The sequence below is a fragment of the Exiguobacterium sp. K1 genome (genome assembly GCF_033721435.1).
Classification (GTDB): Bacteria; Bacillota; Bacilli; order Exiguobacteriales; family Exiguobacteriaceae; genus Exiguobacterium_A; species Exiguobacterium_A artemiae.
Genome location: NZ_JAOTIT010000002.1, coordinates 438,221 through 457,093 on the forward strand (window position 1 = coordinate 438,221; position 18,873 = coordinate 457,093).

An 18,873-nucleotide genomic window follows, 5' to 3' on the forward strand; every position below is an offset into this window, starting at 1 on the left:
TGTTCAATATTTAACCCGCCGCGCTTCCCGTTCCGCAAGAATCAGCTCGCGTTCTGATAAATGCGTCGGATCAAGTCGTTTGATCCGGGAATCGACGAGACGGTCGAGTGACAAGACAGACAGTAAAAAGACCAGAATCGGTCCGATCAGCGCTGGTCGCGACACATACGGAATCAAGAACTGGGACGCCACAACAAGTAAAAGCTCGGTAATTGTAATGACGATATACGGCAATCCGAGATGATCCCAGACTTCCATCCGGTCAAATCGTTTCGTGAAATAACGGTACTTCAACAAGCGGACCGTCCATTGGTAGCCGAGGACAGGAATCAGTAAAAAGTAATGCATCGAGACTTCGGCGAAGTTTAGATCATCTGCCAAAAACAAAAAGACGACCAACACGAGTAGAAAAAATACCGTCTGAACACGCCGGGCACGTTTCGTGAAGCGCAGATAATCAAGTGTTCGTTGCTGTTTGGTATTGTCCATTCCCTGACCTCCCCTACCGTCGTTTCATTCCGTCATGTCTGTCCCATTCCATTTCAATCCCGTCACCGGTCTGATACTGATATTCGTTCCCTTTCGCTTTCAGCCTCACCGGTTTAAGCGTTTGACTGTTTTGAACAGTACGGTCGGTCCATCTTTGAAATTGTAGGATAGCTGAAATCCATAACATTAACGGGAACAGATAACCCATATGTCCAAGATGCGGTGCAATGAATGCAGCACCCATTAGATAGACCGCTTCCAGTAACGTTACGCCGCCGAACACAAAACCGATTTTCCGGCTGGCGGTATGACGTTGCAAGAAGAAGAATTGAATCGCTCGTTGAAACCCGTTATAGACAAACAACGGCACAAGTATCAAAACGCCGGACCCCATTTCCGTTAACGGCAGGCTTCTTGAAAACAAAACGATCGTTAAAAATAAGCCGGCAATGACGTAAGTCCGCAGACGACGGCTGACGGTCGTCCATTTCTGGTATGTGCTCAATCCTTCTCTCATCTGTTCACCCCTTTTTTCTTCACTTCCGGTACTGTTCGATTTCCCGCATCGTCACAAAAGCAGGATCAAGATGTTTGGCACCGCGATTTAATTTGGAAACAAATAAGCTGATTACAAGCACCCAAATCAAAATCATCGTAAAAGAAACATCTGCATACTGAGGAAAGATGTATCCCACATAGAATAAAATCATAGGGACAAGATATCCAATCATCGAGGCGCGACCGACTTTTAAAACGGTCTGTTCATATAAATCAGTTTCCAAACGTCCCTTTAAAATGCGTAGACGCATGATTTCCCGGACGACACCTGCGAGACAAAGTACCGTAATCGAAAATAACGTAAACAGTCCCGTTTTCCAAAAATCCGGAATGAACCAGCCGATTAAGGCAAACAATAAAACCGGAACCGGAATCAGATGTTGAAGTTTTTTAAGCGGCGGTCCGAGCAGATTTAACCGTGTATTTTTTTCAAGCAATGTATTCATTTGATGTTAGCTCCTACTTTATACATTTTTGTATACTTCCTGATCACTGACAAAATCCGGATCATCGCGCCGAATCCGGCGTTTAAACCACCATTCAGACACCACGTAAATCGGGATCAGGATAATCAGAATCGTCCCCCAGATCTGCCAAAACGACAAATCCACCGTCAGTATCAAAAGGATGGCAAAAGTAACACTCAACACAACGTTTTGGACAAGCCAAAATTGCCAGTATGTCGTTGCTAGTTCTTCACCAACGTACGATTCAAGAATCTGGCGTTTTTTGACTTGATAACGCAGATTGGATCCAAGGAAAGCAACCGGAAACAACAGCGTCAGCAGAACCGAATCAAACCATGTCATTAAAATCCCGATCCCCATCAAAAGTAGAACTGTCCATAACCACCTCGTTCCTAATAGGTCTTTCTCCATGTAAGCTAGCGTCAATTCATGTAACCGTTCGTCCCGTGCCGTGCGCATGATGTTCTCTCCTTTAGCTGTCATTCTTCCAGGTCCTTTACGTGCTTATGCACTTCCTGATCACTGACGAAGTCAGGATCTCCCGACCCCGCCATCTTCTTAAACAGCCAATCGGTCGCAAAATAAAGCGGAGCGAGAATCAAGATTACCCAAAACGTAATCTTCCATAAAGACAGTCCTTTCGTTTCGAGTACAACCAGGAGCAATGAGCCATATAACACAATCTGAATTCCTAGCCATAGCATCGTTTGTGTCATGATCTGATCTTTGGAAAGATACCGTTCTAAAATCCTGCGTTTTTCCAGCTGAAACGGAAGATCAAAAATCAGATAGACAAGCGGCAACAGACCCAAATAAAGGGCGGAATCCATCGTTTCCGAAAAAATGCCGAGCGTCGCCGCCACGGCAGCCATCAGCCAGCCGTTTTTTTGCAGTTGACTCTTGTCGATATAGGCAAGCGTCAGTTCATGTAACCGTTCGTCCTTTGCCGTTTGCATCTGACTTTCCTCCTTCATCCCTGCTGAATCTCTGTTTCACTGATATAAGTCGGATCAATCTGTTTGGAGCGGTAGATCAAGAAACGCCGGCAGAGCCAGTAAAACGGGATGACGAAAAGACACAGTCCAAGCAAAAAGGTCGTACCTGACCGATTGGCCGTCAGAAGAATCAAGACTGCGAGCGCTCCGTATTGAAACACTCCGACGCCGACATGAAGACGAAACAGACGGTCTGCTGATCTTTGGGAGGTGTGACGGGCAACGATTTGAAAACGCCGGCGTTGCCTCACGACATCATATATGCAATAGAGAATCGGAATAATCAAAGCAAGGACAGGTTGTTCCATCAGCTTGCTGGCAAACAAGAAGAGTGCCAAGACGCCCCACAGTTTAGCGGTCGTCCGCTGATGCATATGTTGATAGAGTTCCCGTAATTCCATCTGGACTGTTATCGCTTGCATACAGACACGTTCCTTTCCGTTGGTTCTTACTGTAATATACTTACATTTTACCGGTTATGTTTCAAAAAAAAAGAAACTTCCAAAAAGAAGTTTCTAGGCTGAGACTTGGATGATTAGATAGATGACACTGTATGCAACGATGGCGAGCGGAATCATGGCGACGCCGATCAACCAACCGTTCTTATCCCGAATCCCGAGATAAAGGACCAGGCAACCGACGATAAAGGCGATGAGTGTAGTAAATGGATTCATAGGAGTTCCCCCTCAAGAAAAATAACCTATTCAGAAATTTCCCCTTCCCGGAACTTGATAAACACTAAAAGCATTTCTGCAACACACTGGACCATAAAATAAAAACAGTGTCGCTTCCGGCAGACATCCACCGGAACCAACACTGTCTTCCACTCCTTATTTCTTCGTGATGACGACTTTCTTCTCGACGACATGGCCGCCAAGGTCTTTCAATTTCAAGTTGTAGACGTTTTTACCTTTTTTCAAGGTAACGGTCTTGTTGATTGTTTTCTTAAACGCACGCATTTCATACGGTTCTTTGAACGAACGGCGGTATTCGGCGTTACCGTTCAGATCAAAGCGTAACTCATCGTAGTTGTCGCGCAGGACAATCGTCATTTTCGCTGTTTTCGTTTTGCTTGAAACGGTTTTTGGTGCTGTCACGCGGATTGTCGGACGCTCCGAATCGATGATGACCTGACGGCTGAAGGCAACACGATTGCCTTTTCCATCATAGGCTTCGACTTTAAACGACTTCACACCATCCGTCGTATACGTGATGTCATGGCTGAATGCATAGTGTTGTTGAACAGCATCCCAGCGTAATTTAACAGCTTTTCCGTTGATTTTGAATGATTTGATGCCGGACTCATCGGCGACGTTTCCTGAAACCGTCACTTGTTGTGATGTCGTTAAGCCGAGTGCTTCCGGTGTATCAATTTGAACACTTGGAACGGTTTTGTCGACACCTGAAGTGTTGACGTTTTTCTTCACGCTGTTACCCGCATAATCCGTTACAACGAACGTGACTTTCGCGCGGCTTGGCAGATCCGTCAGCGTGTAATTTTTAACAGATGGAGCAAGCGGCTCTTTCAAGACACTTTTTCCGTCGACCAAGATATCAAATGACGCGACACCCGTTCCTTGGTCACCAGCTGTCCAAGAAACTGCTTTTTTGTCAGCATCCCATTTGACAGTTGCTGCCGGAACTTTTGTATCGATGTAGATCGGGAATAACGCCGTCTGCCATTTCGCATTCGGATAATCGACGACCGATTTGACTTGGTAGTAGTACAGACCATCTTTGGCTTTTGCACCATTGACCGTTCCATCCCACGCGGCATTCGTGACCGGTGTGTAACCGTCTTCCGATCCGCCGTCATAATAGTTTTTGATGACATCCGACTGCGTTTCCAGTTTACGGAGTGTTGTTTTGTTGCGGTCAAGAATCGAGTACTCGACCTTTTTCGCATTCCGTAAGAACGACAGGATCGGGAAGGCCTCATCGGCACTGCCGTCTCCGTTCGGCGAGAACGAGACTTTTTCTTTGACGACGTCGCCTGCAGCATTCGTTCCGAGGAAGTTGTAGTTATCCTTCACTTCTGTCGCAAGACCTGTGATGCCGTAGAACGTGTTTTCATCGTACAGTGGTGCATCGACGATCGGTGCTTTGTCCCATGCTCCTTTGAAGCCGACATAAGGAACCGTCAATTCAGGATTTTTGCTCTTCGTATCCATCAGACGGACGAAACCTTCGACGAAGTAGCCGTTTTTGAAGATGGTTTCAAGAGGCGCACCGTTTGCCCAATCGACTGTATCTTTTAGATCCACTGTGACATTGACTTTCGTCGTACTCTTCGCGTTGATCGAAACCGAGCTTGCTTTCTTTGAGCCGACCGTGAAGGAAATCGGGAACGTCCCTTTGTTCGCGTCGACCGCATCGACTGTACCTTTTTTGAAGATTCCGTTGGCTTCAAGCAGATTCTGCCCTTGAACAGCGAGATCCGATTGGACCGTTCCGGCCAGTTTGTACGTCAGTTTTTCATTGCTGTAGTTCTTCAAGTCGAGCGTAAAGCTGAACTTGTCGCCAACTTGTTTCAAGGCCGCTTTCCCTTCACCTGACTTCGTTTCTGTCACGACGACCGGTGTTTTCATGGCTGCATGCAAGTCCATCAGTCCGGCTCCCTCACGACGTGGTGAGTAGTAGTTGCCGGTCTTCGCTTCCTGATTGTACTTTCCTGAATCCAGTTGCGGACGGGACGTGTTCATCAAAATGGTCTTCGCGAGTTTAACGCGTGTCGCGCCACTGACTTTGAAGTCTTTATCAATACGTTGCATAACGAGTGCTGTTCCGCCGGCAACGTGTGGTGCTGCCATCGAAGTCCCGCTCATGACGCCATATTCATTGGCGTTGAGAGTGGAGTAGATTTTTCCGCCCGGTGCCGTGATTTCCGGTTTGAAATCAAGATTCGGTGTCACACCCCATGAGGTGAAATCAGACATTTCTCCTGCGACCGGGTTTGGTGTCGAGACGGCTTTCCCGTCAAACGTCACCGTCAATGCTTTACCTGCTTTTGCTTTCGCTTCGAGCTCGTTACCGTCTGCGATGCTCAACGAGACGAGTGGAATCGTCGGTTTATTGAGCGCCATGCTGACATAATCACCGTGCTCGACACGACCGCGAACGATGACGCCGGCTGCTCCTTGTTTTTCAGCTTCCGCTTGAATCATCGCGTAGTTAAAGTTACCGTTCCGGACGACGAAGACGACTTTATCTTTGACGTCTTTGTCCGCATAGTTCGGTTCACTGCCGTCACCGACATACACGACATCCATCTTCTCTTTATCAAAGACCGCAATTGGATTCGGTGAATCTTGTTTTTGGTAGGCCAGGTAACCGGCATCCTGTCCGTCAACCTTTAATGCCATACCTTCGAGTGTCAATTGTGTGTTTTCAACAGACGCAACTTGAAGCGACTCGCTGATCAGTCCAGGTGAACCGACGACTCCGACATCCGGATTCGACGCGTACGGGTTTCCGGCTCCGCTTCCGGCGAATGCCGAGTTTCCGGCCGAAATCGCACATAAAATCCCGTTGTTCATCGCATTGACGATCGCTTTTTGTTCCGGATCATCTTTTTGGACGAACGATGCCGTTGAACCAAGACTCATGTTGATGACATCTGCGCCGAGCGCAATTGCATCGTCGATCGCTTTAATATAAATATCACTGAATGTCGACGGCATCCCCGGGTCATTGCCGAATACTTTCATTGCGAGCAGTTGTGTCTCCGGTGCCACCCCTTTAATCCCGCCGTTCGTTTCATCGCCGTTGGCACCCACCGTACCGGCAACGTGCATCCCGTGCATCGAAGCGCCTGGTCCGAGGTCACGGATTTCACTGTCATGATCGGCATAGTTATAACCGTACGGGACTTTTTCCGTAAAGTAGTTTCCTTTTAATCCTTTTGACGCTTTAAAGCCTTCGACTTTTGACGACGTCAAATCAACTTTCGTCTCCGGACTGAGGACCATATCCTTATGGGTCGGATCGATTCCCGTATCGATGACGGCAACGATGGTGCCTTCCCCTTTATAGCCGTAATCCTGCCATGTTTCTTTTGCATTGACCATGTCTTTACTGTGTAACATGTTTGGTGTTGCGCCTTTTTCGACTTCCGGACGCGCATACTCATGTGCAATATGTACGGTTTTGATGCCGCTTAACTTTTTCAACTCTTTGATTTCACCGTATTTGACTTCACCGCTGAAACCGTTCAGGACGGTCGTGAAGCTTTCTTTATAGGAAACCGCAATGTCTTTTTTAGCAATCGCTGCTTTGACTTCTTTTTGTTTATTGACGATCTGATTCTTGAGAATGATTTTTTCCGTATTGCTTAACGTACTGTAGCGTTTATTCTGTGCCTGCGCATGTTCAATCGCGGCTTTTTGATCGAGTTCGACGACAATCCGTACTTTTTCGTTTTGGCTGTATGACTTTTCCTGACCCGCTTTTTTCAGTGAGAGTGCTTGTGGCTTTTGTACATCCACTTTTTGTGATGATACATTTCCCTCAGCATGAACTAGGCTGGAAGATGTCATGAGGGCTGCCGCCATCAGAGCAATCTTCTTTTTCTTCATTCTTTTTCCTCTTTTCCAAAAATGTAATGTGGAACAAAACCTATTAAACAAAAATTCTGTATTTTTAGTTTAATTAATTTTCTCTTAATATACAATTTAAATTTGGAGTATTTTAAAAATAATTGTTGGTTTATGGCATATGAACCAATTAACATCCTTCATTTACCTTTTATCAAAAGAAACCTTTTTTCTGAAGACACAAAAAAACCCCCGGTTGCCCAAGGGTTTTCAAGTAAAGCGATATGGAGACTATCGGGCTCGAACCGACGACCTTTTGGCTGCCAGCCAAACGCTCTCCCAGCTGAGCTAAGCCCCCGTGTGTTTCTATAATGAGTATAACCATTGCTGTTCACTTTTTCAATATAAAATTAGACCGCTTACAAAAAAATCTCCTTCACCTTGCGGGTAAAGGAGAATCTTCTATTATTTGTTCAACTCACGCATCATATCCGCCTGTCGTTCGAGTTCAGCCTCCTGCTCGAGAATCAGCACTTTTTTGTACGTCCGTGCCGAAATCAGGATACTGATTTCATATAACACGAACAACGGAACAGAAATCATCAAGTGCGAGGTGATATCGGGCGGTGAGATCAACGCCGCGATCACGAACAGCGCAAAATACGCATACTTCCGATTCTTCCGCATGAAGAACGGCGTCACGAGTCCGAGCCGTGTCAAAAACATCGTCACGACCGGCAACTGGAACAACAGACCGAACGGAATCGTCAACCGGATCAGAAAGCTGAAATAGTTCTCGACCCCGATGACCTGTTCGATTCCGAGTTCTTGCCCGAGTTCCGTCGATACTTCGAGTAAAAACGGTAACAGCCAAAAATAAGAAAATGAAATACCCGCAAGGAATAAGAAAAACGTCACGGGAATATACGTCAACGTCGCTTTTTGTTCTTGGTCGTGCAGACCGGGACGGATGAATGCCCAAAGCTGATACATCCAAAACGGGGACGCCAAGACGATTGCGATGATGAACGCAAGATTCAGATATAACATCAGTGGATCAACAACGTTAAACGCATTCAGCCCGATTCCGAGTTCCTTTAAGTCGGCCTGTAAGAAACGGACGAGCGGCCGGACGAGCGGAAAGGCTGCGATAAACATGACCACTACAATGATGAGCGACCAGATGATCCGCTTACGCAGTTCATCTAAGTGCGATGTCACACTCTGTTCTTGATCGATCGCCATGATTCACTCACTTCTCTTTCATTTCGTCCTTTTTGTCCTTATCATCTTCCATGATGCCGTTCGTTGCGCTCTTGAACTCTTTTAACGTTTGACCAGCGGCGCGGCCGAGTTCCGGTAATTTCTTCGGTCCGAAGATGATTAAGGCGACGACACCGATCAAAGCGATGCTCCCCGGTCCAATACCAAGTGTTAACGGGATTAAGTTTTCCATTATGATTTCACTCCTTCAGCTGATTGCGAATAATGCTTCATAAAATACACGAGCGACTGCAGCTCGATTGACAAATCGATGTGATGCACCCGAACGTGGGCCGGTACATTCAACCGGGCCGGTGTAAAGTTCAAAATGCCGGTCACACCATACTCAACTAACTCATCTGCCACTGACTGGGCGAACTGAGACGGTACCGTCAAGATGGCGACATCGACATTGTTCGCTTGGATTTGTTCTTTCATATCCGAGACGTGATAAATTGGAACGTCCTGCGTCGTCGTTCCGACCTTGTCCTCATCGGCGTCAAACGCGATGACGATACGAGTACTATTATTCTTTAAAAAGTTATAATTTGCAAACGCCGTTCCGAGATGTCCGACCCCGATTAAGGCGACATTCGTGACCTCGTCTTGGTTGAGTGTCTTTCGGAAAAATGTTAACAAATGTTGAACATTATAACCGTACCCTTTTTTCCCTAACGCCCCAAAGTAGGAAAAGTCACGACGGATCGTCGCGGAGTCGACTTTGACCGCTTCGCTGAGCTCTGCTGACGAGACGCGCAACTTGCCGGAGTTATAAAGACTCTGGATAAAACGATAATATAACGGCAGCCGTTTCGCCGTTGCTTGTGGTATTTTTGTGTCTGGCCCATTCATACTGCAGTTCCCCCTTCGGCCACGTTCTGACGTGGCACCCAAATCAATGCAAAGAATTCTACTCCCCTTGATTGTAAACCACTTCACATAGAGTAACAAATATTATATTCGGCAGGATTTTTCGTGATAGACTAAAGGGTGGAAGGATGGATGGATATGATTCTCTTACAAGTAAACCAACTCTCAAAATCATTCGGCGTCGAGCCGATTTTAGACAATATTAAACTCGAAGTACAGGAACGGGACCGGATTGCCCTCGTCGGACGAAATGGTGCCGGAAAATCGACACTTTTAAAAATCATCGCCGGGGAGCTGTCACATGACTCGGGCGAGATCATGAAAAGCAAGGAAGTCCGGATCGGTTATCTCGCGCAGGACAGCGGACTCGAGTCGAACGAATCAATTTGGAACGAGATGCTGACTGTTTTTGAGCATCTGCAGGATCAGGAACGGGCACTTCGCCGGATGGAAATTGAAATGGGCATGGAACACATTTTAAATGATCCGGCCGCTTATGACCGTCTCCTTAAAACGTACGACCAGGCACAACACGACTTCTCGGAAGCCGGCGGCTATCAGTTCGAAGCCAATATCCGCTCCGTCTTACACGGGATGCGCTTTTATCCGGACGATTATTCCCGACGGATTCAGACGCTTTCCGGTGGACAGCGGACCCGGCTCGCCCTCGCGAAGATGTTGCTGCAGGCACCGGAACTGCTGATTCTCGATGAGCCGACCAACCACTTGGACATCGATACACTGTCCTGGCTTGAAAGTTACTTGTCCGGTTACCGCGGCGCTGTCCTGATCGTTTCCCATGACCGGTATTTCCTCGATCAAGTCGTCAACGTCGTCTATGAATTGTCCCGGAACGTCTCCCGGAAGTTTACCGGTAATTATACGAAGTATCTCGAACAAAAAGCGGCGCTCTACGAACAGGAAATGAAACAGTTCGAACAGCAACAGGAAGATATCGCGAAGATGCAGGATTTCATCCAGCGCAACATCGCCCGGGCAACGACAACAAAACGGGCGCAAAGCGTCCGCAAACGTCTTGAAAAGGTCGACCGGATCGACCGGCCGGACGGTGACGAACGTAGTACGGTTCTGTCATTCCCGATTGAAAAGCAGAGCGGCAATGATGTGCTGCAGGTCAACCAACTCGCAGTCGGCTATGAAGAAGCCGTCTCGAAAAACATCACGTTCCGTCTGCAACGCGCGGAATCACTGGCGCTCGTCGGACCAAACGGAATCGGCAAGTCGACACTACTGAAAGTGCTCGTCGGCCGTCTGAAACCGTTATTCGGAGACTACCGGTTCGGAACCGGTGTCTCAATCGGTTACTACGATCAGGAGCAGGCGGAACTGAATGACCGCAACCGGGTCATCGATGAAATTTGGAATGAATGGCCGTTGATGCGCGAACAGGAAGTCCGGTCTGTGCTTGGTCAGTTCCTCTTCAGCGGAGACGACGTCTTTAAGCTCGTCCATGAATTATCCGGCGGAGAACGCGGACGCCTGGCGCTCGCAAAACTGAAGTTACGCAAAACGAATCTGCTTGTCCTCGATGAGCCGACGAACCACTTGGATCTTGATTCGAAGATGGTCCTCGAGAATGCCCTCGTCGACTACGAAGGGACCCTGCTGTTCGTTTCCCACGACCGCTACTTCATTGACCGCGTCGCGACGCGTGTCATTGAAATGAGTTCAGACGGTGTGACCGATTACCTCGGTGACTACTCGTATTACATGGAGAAAAAAGCCGAGAAAGAAGAAATCGCCCGTCTTGAAGCGGAAGAAGCGAAAGCAATCAAAGTCGCGTCGACGAAGACGATTGACAAGGAAGCCCAAAAAGAAGCACGTAAGAAGAAACAGCAACTCGAACAGCTCGAGCAAGAGATCGAACGGTTGGAGAACCGGTCGGTTGAAATCGAACAGCTGTTGTGTGAACCGGAAATCTTTAATGATATTCCGAAAGCGACCGCCCTGTCGGCAGAACGTGATCAGATCGACGTCGATTTGCTTGAGCTGATGGAACAGTGGGAGTCGTTTCACTGATGCGATCGAAAAGTTATCTGATCAATCTGATCCAAGGATTATTGTCCGGTGTCCTCTACTTCGTCCCGATGTATGCGGACTATGTCTCGGCTTTCATTCGTCCGGATGCGTTTAATGCTGTGTACCCGTTGTTCATCCTGATTTCCTGCATGATCGGACTTGTCATCCAAACGTGGAGCGGACTGTTCATTAGTTTATTGTCCGGTCTGATTTGTACGTTGTTGACGATTCAGTCGTTCGTCGAACTGAATGATCCAATGATCATCATGTATTACGGCGCTGTCTCACCACTGGTCGCTTTTTTGATCAGCTGTGTCGGAATCTGGGCACTTGCCGTCCTGTTTTATTTGCTCGACGGTTTTCAGTACAGCAAACGCCATAAAATGGAGTAAGTCACAAAAAAGACGAGAGAAGCAGATTCGATATCTGCTTTCCTCGTCTATTTGTATGGCATTGTCTTATTTCGTAGGACGCGCAATCGTAAAGATGTCACCGATTTTCGCGTAGTCATTGCCGGCAAGACGGGCAATCGCGTTTAATCCGTCTGCATCAATCCGGAAGGACTCTTCCAGTTCATCTGCGACATGATAACGGATGACTTCGCCAATCAATAAATCGGCTGTTTCAAGTTCAATGTGTTGCGTCAGCTTCAGCTCAAACCGGATTTTTGCTTCTGCGACCGCGGGAACATCAATCAAATCACTGTCAATCAGTGTCAGATTCGTCCGCTCCAGTTCACTTTCGCCGTAAGCAAGCGGTGCTGCCGTCTCGTTGACCGCTTCGACAATCTCTTCACTGACGATATGAATGACATATTCTTTCGTTAACAAGATATTTTTAGCCGTATCCTTCTCCCCTTGATCCGTCTTTTGGACGGCAATCAACAGTTGAGGCGGATGACTTGAGGCGACGGTAAAGAACGAAAACGGGGCAGCATTGATTGTTCCGTCCGCTCCTCTTGTCGTGACGAAAGCAATCGGTCGCGGGATGATACTCCCGATCAACAATTTATAGTTTTCTTTTGGACTGAGTGACCGCGCATCAAACTTCATTGTTATAACCTCTTTCTCTGTTTACCCGAGCATGGCTGCGAGTGAATAGTCTCCAGCACCAATCAAGGCGACGCCAAGAGCGATGACGATCAGTGCCATGTTGTATTCGTACCCGTTCTGTGTCACCCAGTAACCATTTTGACCGTGCACCTTGATGATCGCAACGAGCATCGATCCGATAATCAGTGCTGCTGCGAACCATAAGAAGAGACCGCCGGCAAACAGTACGCCGCCGACCAGTTCCGCAAGTCCTGCCGCAAGCGCAAGTGTTTTACCCGGTTTCATGCCGATCGACTCAAACCAGCCGCCTGTCCCCTCAATCCCGTGTCCACCGAACCAGCCAAACAATTTCTGTGTCCCGTGTGCGGCAAATGTTAAGCCAATCACCAAGCGTATTAAAAATAATCCTAAATCCATCATCTTTCTCAAACTCCCTTTTACTTAATGTTTTTTAATTACTTTTAGTAACCCAAATAAGACTATAAACTATCACTTACTAAAAGTAAATAGATTTGTTTTTGTTCTTTTTGTTACATTAAGTAAAATGATTCGATTTTTTTAGTAGAAGCGGGTATACTACAAATATAGAAAGGATGAGTGCTGATGGAAGAGACATTGATTCCGACTGCCCTTTGTCCGAAAGTCGAACATGCCTTTGAAATTTTGGGCAAGAAGTGGACGGGCTTGATTTTACGTCATCTCATGACAAAGACCTGTCGTTTCAACGAAATTCAAGATGCGATTCCGGAGTTGTCTGGTCGTATGTTAACGGAGCGCATGAAGGAACTTGAGGCGGAAGGTATTGTGATCCGGACCGTCATTCCGGAACGTCCGATTAAAATTCAATACAGTTTGACTGACAAAGGTCGTCAGCTTGAACCTGTCATTCGTTCAATCGAAGAATGGGCCGAGCTCCAAGACTGACATGAAAAGTCTCTCCACTTGGGAGAGGCTTTTTATTTCTGTTTGTATTGAGAACGATTATCAATTAAACTAAAGATGTTCATGTCTTGGAGAAAGGATGATTCAGATGAACATCATGATCGGTTTTGTCAGCATGTCCGGCAATACAGAAGACATCGTGCAGATCTTGCAGTCGGAACTCGAGCGCAAGGGCTGCACGGTTCATATACAAGAGCTCGATCAGTTATACCCGTCCGATTTTTCTCAGTATGATGCCGTTCTACTCGGCTCCTACACATGGGGGGACGGCGATTTACCGTATGAAGCGGAGGACTTCGTCGACGAGCTGGGGGAAAGTACGTTAAACGGCTTAGCCGCTGCTGCCTTTGGCTCCGGTGACTTGGATTATCCGAAATACTGTGCAGCCGTCGATACATTGGAACAGACGCTTGCATCTGCCGGCGCGACGATCGTCGTCCCAGGGCTTAAGATGGAGTTTGATCCGAATACACCGGAAAAACAAGCCGCCTGTCGTACGTTCGCGAATGATTTTTTTGTCCGGGCACAACGGCTTCACGCTTAACCGGAAAGAACCTCGACTTCAGCCGAGGTTCTTTTTTGCTTTCCAGCGTTTTTGGAGATACCAAGGAACAATCGTCAAGACAAGAAAGACGACAATTGCACCGATGATGAGTTGTGGATCTTTCGAGACGATGCTGCTCCCTAAAAAGTTATAGGCAAACGTCCCGGGAATGATTCCAATCAACGTCGCGAGGAAAAAGGATAACAAGCGGACTTTTGACAGTCCGGCGGCATAACTGATCAAATCGAAGTTGAAGATCGGCAACAGCCGGAAAATCAGGACATAGATAAATCCATTTTTCTCGAGTTGCTGCTGAATCTGATGGATTTTTCCGGCCTGTTCCTTTTTCTTGATCAACCCATTTCCAAGCTTTTGGGCAACTAAAAAAGCGACGACTGCACCAAGTGTCGCTCCGATGACGGTGTAAAGTGTTCCGAGCCAGGCACCAAACGCCAGACCGCCGGTAATCGACAAAACGGATGCCGGGAAAAAAATCAACGGACGAATCGTATAGAGTAAGATATACAGAATCGGCGCCCACATTCCGAACGATAAGATCCAGTCCTTGATGTCGGTCGGACTGAGGTTGAGATAGGAACGGCTGAACCAGATCAGTCCGCCGATCAAAAGAACAAGCACTAGAATCCTGATGAATTGTTGCTGGCGTGTCATAACATATCTCCTGTCTTTGGCAATAAACGCTCTTACTTTATGCAATTCCCGAATTCAATCCGTCTTACGCGTTTTGCCGCTTTCGCAATGTGTGTTTCAGCTCAGACCGTTTTCGGGAACTACATAGAGATACCATGTAACTCAAGAAAGGTGATTATCATGACACAACCGATTAAAGCACTGGTCTTTGATGTCTACGGTACATTGTTTGATGTCCATTCCGTCAAAGTGAAAGCAGAGGAACTCTATCCGGAACACGGGGAAGCCATCAGTCAGGCCTGGCGTCAAAAACAGCTCGAATATTCCTTTTTACGTCAGTTAAACGGTCAGTACGTCCCGTTCAGCCAAGTGACGCGTGATGCGCTCCGCTATGCCTTGCTGCAACTGAAGCTCCACGTCACGGAAGAAAATATTGCAGACCTGATGGAAGTCTATTTGAAGCTCGATCATTATCCGGAAGTCGATGATGTCTTACAGCAGATGGGTGATAAACAAATCGCCGTCTTCTCGAACGGTTCACATGACATGCTTGATCCCCTGATTGAACAATCCGGTCTCTCCGGACGGTTTGACCAGATCATCAGTGTCGATGATATCAAGCAGTATAAACCGACACCCGCTTCCTATATGCATGCGCTCAATACGCTCGGTCTCAAACGGGAGGACGTGCTGTTCATGTCATCGAACGGTTGGGACATCACCGGTGCGAAAAGTTTCGGTTTCCGGACAGCCTGGATTAACCGGTCGGGTCTGCCCGTCGAAGAGCTGAATCTCGATCCGGACAGTATTTATGATGACTTAACGGGTCTGCTGGAATGGAAATGAACAAAAGCGATGTTTGCCTGATCATCCAGGCAAACATCGCTTTTTGTTTAATAATTGGCCAGACGAGAGTAGCCTTTTTTAAAGAGATCAAGCTTCAGTCCACCGTCTTTTTCGATAAAGAACAGATATTCTTTTTGATCGGTATCTTTATAAAATACTTTATACAGCGTTAACGTCCGTTTTTTGTTGTTTTCACTGGCAACGACCTGGTGTTTCGAAATGACCTCTGCCTGGACTTGCTCTCCATCCAGACGATCAATCATTGGTTGGAATGATTTTTTCTCTTGTTCGGTTGCCGGTTTACCCGGTGCAATCGTAAAGAAGTCATCACTCGCTTTGTTCGTCAAACCATACTTCCGGTCGACAATCACAACATTCTTCAGCTCGCCATCGACCGTCTGATCAAAGGCGTACAGCTTTTCAATCCGTGTCTTTTCACCTTCCGCACGACCGATTTCATACAGTGGCTTTTGCTTCGTATTCGTTTCGACCGCCTTTTTATCAGGGACAAGCTCTTCTTTATAAGCGATTTGATAAGCATTGACGATTTCACGAATCTGTAAGCCGATTGCGACAATGACAAGTACACCTAATAACACGATGATGACTTTTTTCATTCCATTTTTCCCCCATGTCTTTCGAATTCCTTACTTTAAATCTAGCCCAGGTTCGGCATTCATGGCAAGTGTCGATTGGCGGCCTGCCCGGTAAGGGTGAATCGCTGCCGCTCCAATCATCGCGGCATTATCACCGCATAAGTGCATCGGCGGAATGACCAGTTCGATGCCTTCACGTGAACAGGCTTCCGTCAATCCTGCCCGGAGTCCGCGGTTGGCCGCGACGCCACCCGCAACAAGCAACTGTTTGCCGCCCTTTTCTTTGACGGCACGGATCGCTTTTGTGACAAGCACTTCGACGACGCTGGCTTGAAAACTGGCAGCCAGGTCTTCCGGAATGATGACCTCTCCACGCTGTTCGGCATTATGAACCGCATTGATGACAGACGATTTGAGTCCGCTGAAGCTGAAGTCATATGACTCTTTTTCGAGCCAAATCCGCGGGAAATGGAATGTATCCTGACCGGTTTGCGCCAATTGATCAATCCGGGGACCACCCGGATAAGGAAGTTTCAAGGTCCGTGCTACTTTATCATAGGCTTCGCCCGCTGCATCATCGCGCGTTTCACCGATGACTTCATACACGCCGTCTTCCGGCATGTAAATCAGTTCCGTGTGTCCGCCGGATGCAATCAAACAGACGAGCGGAAAGCGGAGTTCTTGTTCCAAACGGTTGGCATAGATGTGACCTGCGATGTGGTGGACACCAAGAAGCAGCTTACCGTGGGCAAATGCCAATGCTTTTGCCGCACTGACACCGACGAGTAACGCTCCGACAAGTCCCGGACCTTCCGTCACGGCAATCGCATCGATCTCATCGATTGTGACACCGGCTTCCGTTAACGCGTCATCGATGACATATGTGATCCGTTCCACGTGATGACGGGACGCGACTTCCGGAACTACTCCTCCAAAACGTTTGTGACTTTCAATTTGAGAGGATACGACGTTCGATAAGACGTCTGTCCCTCCGCGGACGACAGCCGCAGCTGTCTCGTCACAACTTGATTCAATCGCTAATATCAACGGCTGTGTCATCACTCGTCTCCTTCCAGTTTCAACCAATAGATGGCTGCATCTTCATTATTATCTTGATAATATCGTTTTCTCGTTCCGGCATATAAAAAGCCCAGCTTTTCATACAACGTTCGTGCCGGCGTATTCGACACCCGTACTTCAAGTGTCATTGCCCGTAACCCTAATTGTCTCGCCTGTTCGATCAAAGCAACGAGCAGTGCTTCTCCGATTCCCGTACCGCGCGCCTTTTGTTTAACGGCGACGTTCGTGATATGTCCTTCATCAGCAATATGCCATAGTCCCGCGAATCCAATGATTTCTTCTGTTTCGGCGACCAGATAATACGCATTCGGATTTTGTGTCATCTCCGCGATGAACGATTCCAAAGTCCACGGGGTCGCAAACGACTCCAGCTCCACGGCATGCACACCCGGTGCATCAACGACCGTCATTTTTCGAATCGTAACCTTAGTCATGGCGTTGTGCCTCAATCCACTTGGCTTCTGCTTCGGCGAGACGCAGATAACGCGGTTCGAACGCGTGGGTCTCAACCGGTTCACGTTTAGCACCGAGTAAGGCGAGGACACCGGCCCGTGGTGCACGGAATGCGGGATCAACGATAGTGAAGGATTGAAGTTCCGTCGTGAACTTGTCTGTATCACCTGTGATTTTCGTGTCGGTCGGCAGTGTCTTGACGAAGTCAGCTATGACCGTATGCTGTTCTTCCCCCACCAGTTGACCCTCTTCATAGAAACCGACGAAACCTGTTCCACGACGGGCATCCTGAATCGCAACGATTCGTCCGGTTGATCCGGCCGATGCTGCCATCAATTCAAGCGTCGAAACCGGGACTAAATCAATACCCAGCGTATAGGCCAGTGTCTTCGCTGTCGTTGCACCAATCCGAAGACCGGTATATGAACCCGGGCCATCAGCGATGACAATCCGTGTTAAATCACGTGGCGACCAATTAACTTCCTGCATCATCCGTTCCAGTAAAGGCATCAGTTTTGTCGCATGATTCAAAGAAGTCACATAAGAGGCTTCCGCCAAAATCTGTTGTCCGTCCGATAACGCAACAGACAGTTGTTTCGTCGATGTATCAATCGCTACGATTTTCATTGCTTTAACCCCTCACATAGTTGGATATACTTCTCACCGATCGGTTCCAGACGAAAGCGGCGTGAATCATCACCCGTCCGTTCAATCGTAATCGCAAGACGTTCTGGTGGAAGGACATCGGCAATTAATTCCGACCATTCAACGACAGCGACACCGTCTCCATTTAAATATTCTTCAAGACCGATATCATCACCGCCTTCCAGACGATACACGTCCATATGATAGAGCGGCAGTCGTCCGGCATAGACTTTCATGATCGTAAACGTCGGACTGTTGACATTACGTGTCACCCCAAGACCTTTCGCAAATCCTTGTGTAAACGTCGTCTTTCCAGCTCCCAGGTCACCATCAAGCGTGATAACCATTCCTTCAAAGGCACGGTGGCCAAGTGTAACGGCAAGTGTCGTCGTCTGTTCGAGACTCGTCATTTCAAGTTCCATCATCGGTGTCCTCCTCCTTTTCTCTTACTCCATTGTACCGAACAAAAAAGACAAAAAAAAATACGAAACGCTGAACGTTTCGTAGTAAAGTTGAAGTTAAGTTTAAAATTGGTTGCGGGGGCCGGATTTGAACCGACGACCTTTGGGTTATGAGCCCAACGAGCTACCAGACTGCTCCACCCCGCGACGATAAACGTTTCGGATTTGAATTATAAAAATTGGTTGCGGGGGCCGGATTTGAACCGACGACCTTTGGGTTATGAGCCCAACGAGCTACCAGACTGCTCCACCCCGCGATGATATAACGTTTCGACAGATATTAATATAACATGTACTTTTAAAAAAGACAAGTCTTATTTCATTTTTTGATCCTTTTTTTCAAAAGAACTTATACTGACATCATTTCTTTCAGTGCTTTTAAAAGAAAA

At 47.5% G+C, this 18,873-nt stretch carries 24 protein-coding genes and 3 tRNA genes; 5 read left to right on the plus strand and 22 right to left on the minus strand.

The features are described from left to right. Window positions 1-3: 3 nt before the first annotated feature. From N7U64_RS07485 to N7U64_RS07540, 12 genes are all read right to left on the minus strand, one after another. Window positions 4-489, minus strand: a complete 486-nt coding sequence (locus N7U64_RS07485; RefSeq protein ID WP_318929120.1) for a hypothetical protein — start codon at window positions 487-489, stop codon at window positions 4-6. A 13-nt stretch (window positions 490-502) separates the two neighbouring features. Continuing rightward, window positions 503-1,006 carry a hypothetical protein gene (locus tag N7U64_RS07490; protein WP_318929122.1) on the minus strand — a complete coding sequence of 168 codons (504 nt, stop codon included), beginning with the start codon at window positions 1,004-1,006 and terminating at the stop codon, window positions 503-505. Between the two features lie 19 nt (window positions 1,007-1,025). Beyond that, window positions 1,026-1,493, minus strand: coding sequence for a hypothetical protein (locus N7U64_RS07495; protein WP_318929124.1), 468 nt, complete (start codon window positions 1,491-1,493; stop codon window positions 1,026-1,028). Window positions 1,494-1,511: 18 nt separating this feature from the next. After that, window positions 1,512-1,973 carry a hypothetical protein gene (locus N7U64_RS07500; RefSeq protein WP_318929126.1) on the minus strand — a complete coding sequence of 154 codons (462 nt, stop codon included), beginning with the start codon at window positions 1,971-1,973 and terminating at the stop codon, window positions 1,512-1,514. A 20-nt stretch (window positions 1,974-1,993) separates the two neighbouring features. Further along, the gene (locus N7U64_RS07505) at window positions 1,994-2,470 is read right to left on the minus strand and encodes a hypothetical protein (RefSeq protein WP_318929127.1); all 477 of its coding nucleotides are present in this window, start codon (window positions 2,468-2,470) and stop codon (window positions 1,994-1,996) included. A gap of 14 nt (window positions 2,471-2,484) precedes the next feature. After that, window positions 2,485-2,931, minus strand: coding sequence for a hypothetical protein (locus tag N7U64_RS07510; protein ID WP_318929129.1), 447 nt, complete (start codon window positions 2,929-2,931; stop codon window positions 2,485-2,487). A gap of 93 nt (window positions 2,932-3,024) precedes the next feature. After that, window positions 3,025-3,183, minus strand: a complete 159-nt coding sequence (locus N7U64_RS07515) for a hypothetical protein (RefSeq protein WP_014971497.1) — start codon at window positions 3,181-3,183, stop codon at window positions 3,025-3,027. A gap of 156 nt (window positions 3,184-3,339) precedes the next feature. Beyond that, entirely contained in the window at window positions 3,340-7,083 is a 3,744-nt protein-coding gene (locus N7U64_RS07520) for a S8 family serine peptidase (protein WP_318929138.1), read from the minus strand. Window positions 7,084-7,326: 243 nt separating this feature from the next. After that, window positions 7,327-7,399 (minus strand) — tRNA-Ala (locus tag N7U64_RS07525). 107 nt (window positions 7,400-7,506) lie between these two features. Further along, entirely contained in the window at window positions 7,507-8,286 is a 780-nt protein-coding gene (tatC, locus tag N7U64_RS07530; RefSeq protein WP_290828545.1) for a twin-arginine translocase subunit TatC, read from the minus strand. Between the two features lie 7 nt (window positions 8,287-8,293). After that, window positions 8,294-8,497 (minus strand): twin-arginine translocase TatA/TatE family subunit, encoded by a 204-nt coding sequence (locus tag N7U64_RS07535; RefSeq protein WP_214765511.1) that lies wholly within the window; start codon window positions 8,495-8,497, stop codon window positions 8,294-8,296. After that, entirely contained in the window at window positions 8,497-9,156 is a 660-nt protein-coding gene (locus tag N7U64_RS07540; RefSeq protein ID WP_318929140.1) for a redox-sensing transcriptional repressor Rex, read from the minus strand. The genes N7U64_RS07535 and N7U64_RS07540 overlap by 1 nt, the downstream gene beginning before the upstream one ends. A 156-nt stretch (window positions 9,157-9,312) precedes the next feature. Between N7U64_RS07540 and N7U64_RS07545 the strand changes: the two genes are divergently transcribed. Continuing rightward, window positions 9,313-11,214, plus strand: a complete 1,902-nt coding sequence (locus N7U64_RS07545; protein ID WP_318929142.1) for an ABC-F family ATP-binding cassette domain-containing protein — start codon at window positions 9,313-9,315, stop codon at window positions 11,212-11,214. Then, complete coding sequence (locus N7U64_RS07550; RefSeq protein WP_012371651.1) at window positions 11,214-11,606, plus strand: hypothetical protein; 393 nt, start codon at window positions 11,214-11,216, stop codon at window positions 11,604-11,606. Before N7U64_RS07545 ends, N7U64_RS07550 begins: the two co-directional genes overlap by 1 nt. A 66-nt stretch (window positions 11,607-11,672) precedes the next feature. On the opposite strand, the gene N7U64_RS07555 is transcribed toward N7U64_RS07550, so the two are convergent. Both N7U64_RS07555 and N7U64_RS07560 read right to left on the minus strand, forming a co-directional pair. Continuing rightward, complete coding sequence (locus N7U64_RS07555) at window positions 11,673-12,266, minus strand: flavin reductase family protein (RefSeq protein WP_318929144.1); 594 nt, start codon at window positions 12,264-12,266, stop codon at window positions 11,673-11,675. A gap of 21 nt (window positions 12,267-12,287) precedes the next feature. Further along, window positions 12,288-12,686 carry a DoxX family protein gene (locus N7U64_RS07560; protein ID WP_214765522.1) on the minus strand — a complete coding sequence of 133 codons (399 nt, stop codon included), beginning with the start codon at window positions 12,684-12,686 and terminating at the stop codon, window positions 12,288-12,290. A 183-nt stretch (window positions 12,687-12,869) separates the two neighbouring features. On the opposite strand from N7U64_RS07560, the gene N7U64_RS07565 reads away from it, so the two are divergent. Beyond that, on the plus strand, window positions 12,870-13,190 hold the full coding sequence (locus tag N7U64_RS07565) for a winged helix-turn-helix transcriptional regulator (RefSeq protein WP_012371654.1): 321 nt from the start codon (window positions 12,870-12,872) through the stop codon (window positions 13,188-13,190). A gap of 106 nt (window positions 13,191-13,296) precedes the next feature. After that, entirely contained in the window at window positions 13,297-13,752 is a 456-nt protein-coding gene (locus N7U64_RS07570) for a flavodoxin (RefSeq protein WP_413230427.1), read from the plus strand. A gap of 18 nt (window positions 13,753-13,770) precedes the next feature. On the opposite strand, the gene N7U64_RS07575 is transcribed toward N7U64_RS07570, so the two are convergent. Then, entirely contained in the window at window positions 13,771-14,424 is a 654-nt protein-coding gene (locus tag N7U64_RS07575; protein WP_318929148.1) for a TVP38/TMEM64 family protein, read from the minus strand. Window positions 14,425-14,583: 159 nt separating this feature from the next. Here N7U64_RS07575 and N7U64_RS07580 point away from each other — a divergent pair, with 159 nt between their 5' ends. Beyond that, the gene (locus N7U64_RS07580; RefSeq protein WP_318929150.1) at window positions 14,584-15,249 is read left to right on the plus strand and encodes a haloacid dehalogenase type II; all 666 of its coding nucleotides are present in this window, start codon (window positions 14,584-14,586) and stop codon (window positions 15,247-15,249) included. Between the two features lie 47 nt (window positions 15,250-15,296). On the opposite strand, the gene N7U64_RS07585 is transcribed toward N7U64_RS07580, so the two are convergent. The 7 genes from N7U64_RS07585 to N7U64_RS07615 form a co-directional block, all read right to left on the minus strand. Next, window positions 15,297-15,866 (minus strand): hypothetical protein, encoded by a 570-nt coding sequence (locus N7U64_RS07585; protein ID WP_318929151.1) that lies wholly within the window; start codon window positions 15,864-15,866, stop codon window positions 15,297-15,299. Between the two features lie 30 nt (window positions 15,867-15,896). After that, window positions 15,897-16,907 (minus strand): tRNA (adenosine(37)-N6)-threonylcarbamoyltransferase complex transferase subunit TsaD, encoded by a 1,011-nt coding sequence (gene tsaD, locus N7U64_RS07590; RefSeq protein WP_413230428.1) that lies wholly within the window; start codon window positions 16,905-16,907, stop codon window positions 15,897-15,899. Next, window positions 16,904-17,359, minus strand: a complete 456-nt coding sequence (gene rimI / locus N7U64_RS07595) for a ribosomal protein S18-alanine N-acetyltransferase (RefSeq protein ID WP_318929155.1) — start codon at window positions 17,357-17,359, stop codon at window positions 16,904-16,906. Before rimI ends, tsaD begins: the two co-directional genes overlap by 4 nt. Next, complete coding sequence (gene tsaB, locus N7U64_RS07600) at window positions 17,352-18,005, minus strand: tRNA (adenosine(37)-N6)-threonylcarbamoyltransferase complex dimerization subunit type 1 TsaB (RefSeq protein ID WP_012371662.1); 654 nt, start codon at window positions 18,003-18,005, stop codon at window positions 17,352-17,354. The genes rimI and tsaB overlap by 8 nt, the downstream gene beginning before the upstream one ends. After that, on the minus strand, window positions 18,002-18,448 hold the full coding sequence (tsaE, locus tag N7U64_RS07605) for a tRNA (adenosine(37)-N6)-threonylcarbamoyltransferase complex ATPase subunit type 1 TsaE (protein ID WP_012371663.1): 447 nt from the start codon (window positions 18,446-18,448) through the stop codon (window positions 18,002-18,004). The genes tsaB and tsaE overlap by 4 nt, the downstream gene beginning before the upstream one ends. A 106-nt stretch (window positions 18,449-18,554) precedes the next feature. After that, window positions 18,555-18,631 (minus strand) — tRNA-Met (locus N7U64_RS07610). Between the two features lie 33 nt (window positions 18,632-18,664). Beyond that, window positions 18,665-18,741, minus strand: a tRNA-Met gene (locus N7U64_RS07615). Between the last annotated feature and the right edge of the window lie 132 nt (window positions 18,742-18,873).

What these genes read in the sequence shown, in the direction of transcription:
- N7U64_RS07545 (WP_318929142.1), top strand. Translation starts at nt 9,313, where the DNA reads ATGATTCTCTTACAAGTAAACCAACTCTCAAAATCATTCGGCGTCGAG.
- N7U64_RS07570 (WP_413230427.1), top strand. Translation starts at nt 13,297, where the DNA reads ATGAACATCATGATCGGTTTTGTCAGCATGTCCGGCAATACAGAAGAC.
- rimI (WP_318929155.1), bottom strand. Translation starts at nt 17,359, where the DNA reads ATGACTAAGGTTACGATTCGAAAAATGACGGTCGTTGATGCACCGGGT.
- N7U64_RS07495 (WP_318929124.1), bottom strand. Translation starts at nt 1,493, where the DNA reads ATGAATACATTGCTTGAAAAAAATACACGGTTAAATCTGCTCGGACCG.
- N7U64_RS07560 (WP_214765522.1), bottom strand. Translation starts at nt 12,686, where the DNA reads ATGATGGATTTAGGATTATTTTTAATACGCTTGGTGATTGGCTTAACA.
- tsaE (WP_012371663.1), bottom strand. Translation starts at nt 18,448, where the DNA reads ATGATGGAACTTGAAATGACGAGTCTCGAACAGACGACGACACTTGCC.
- N7U64_RS07535 (WP_214765511.1), bottom strand. Translation starts at nt 8,497, where the DNA reads ATGGAAAACTTAATCCCGTTAACACTTGGTATTGGACCGGGGAGCATC.
- N7U64_RS07565 (WP_012371654.1), top strand. Translation starts at nt 12,870, where the DNA reads ATGGAAGAGACATTGATTCCGACTGCCCTTTGTCCGAAAGTCGAACAT.
- N7U64_RS07510 (WP_318929129.1), bottom strand. Translation starts at nt 2,931, where the DNA reads ATGCAAGCGATAACAGTCCAGATGGAATTACGGGAACTCTATCAACAT.
- N7U64_RS07500 (WP_318929126.1), bottom strand. Translation starts at nt 1,973, where the DNA reads ATGCGCACGGCACGGGACGAACGGTTACATGAATTGACGCTAGCTTAC.
- N7U64_RS07550 (WP_012371651.1), top strand. Translation starts at nt 11,214, where the DNA reads ATGCGATCGAAAAGTTATCTGATCAATCTGATCCAAGGATTATTGTCC.
- N7U64_RS07585 (WP_318929151.1), bottom strand. Translation starts at nt 15,866, where the DNA reads ATGAAAAAAGTCATCATCGTGTTATTAGGTGTACTTGTCATTGTCGCA.
- N7U64_RS07515 (WP_014971497.1), bottom strand. Translation starts at nt 3,183, where the DNA reads ATGAATCCATTTACTACACTCATCGCCTTTATCGTCGGTTGCCTGGTC.
- N7U64_RS07540 (WP_318929140.1), bottom strand. Translation starts at nt 9,156, where the DNA reads ATGAATGGGCCAGACACAAAAATACCACAAGCAACGGCGAAACGGCTG.
- N7U64_RS07575 (WP_318929148.1), bottom strand. Translation starts at nt 14,424, where the DNA reads ATGACACGCCAGCAACAATTCATCAGGATTCTAGTGCTTGTTCTTTTG.
- N7U64_RS07520 (WP_318929138.1), bottom strand. Translation starts at nt 7,083, where the DNA reads ATGAAGAAAAAGAAGATTGCTCTGATGGCGGCAGCCCTCATGACATCT.
- tsaB (WP_012371662.1), bottom strand. Translation starts at nt 18,005, where the DNA reads ATGAAAATCGTAGCGATTGATACATCGACGAAACAACTGTCTGTTGCG.
- N7U64_RS07505 (WP_318929127.1), bottom strand. Translation starts at nt 2,470, where the DNA reads ATGCAAACGGCAAAGGACGAACGGTTACATGAACTGACGCTTGCCTAT.
- tatC (WP_290828545.1), bottom strand. Translation starts at nt 8,286, where the DNA reads ATGGCGATCGATCAAGAACAGAGTGTGACATCGCACTTAGATGAACTG.
- N7U64_RS07580 (WP_318929150.1), top strand. Translation starts at nt 14,584, where the DNA reads ATGACACAACCGATTAAAGCACTGGTCTTTGATGTCTACGGTACATTG.
- N7U64_RS07555 (WP_318929144.1), bottom strand. Translation starts at nt 12,266, where the DNA reads ATGAAGTTTGATGCGCGGTCACTCAGTCCAAAAGAAAACTATAAATTG.
- N7U64_RS07490 (WP_318929122.1), bottom strand. Translation starts at nt 1,006, where the DNA reads ATGAGAGAAGGATTGAGCACATACCAGAAATGGACGACCGTCAGCCGT.
- N7U64_RS07485 (WP_318929120.1), bottom strand. Translation starts at nt 489, where the DNA reads ATGGACAATACCAAACAGCAACGAACACTTGATTATCTGCGCTTCACG.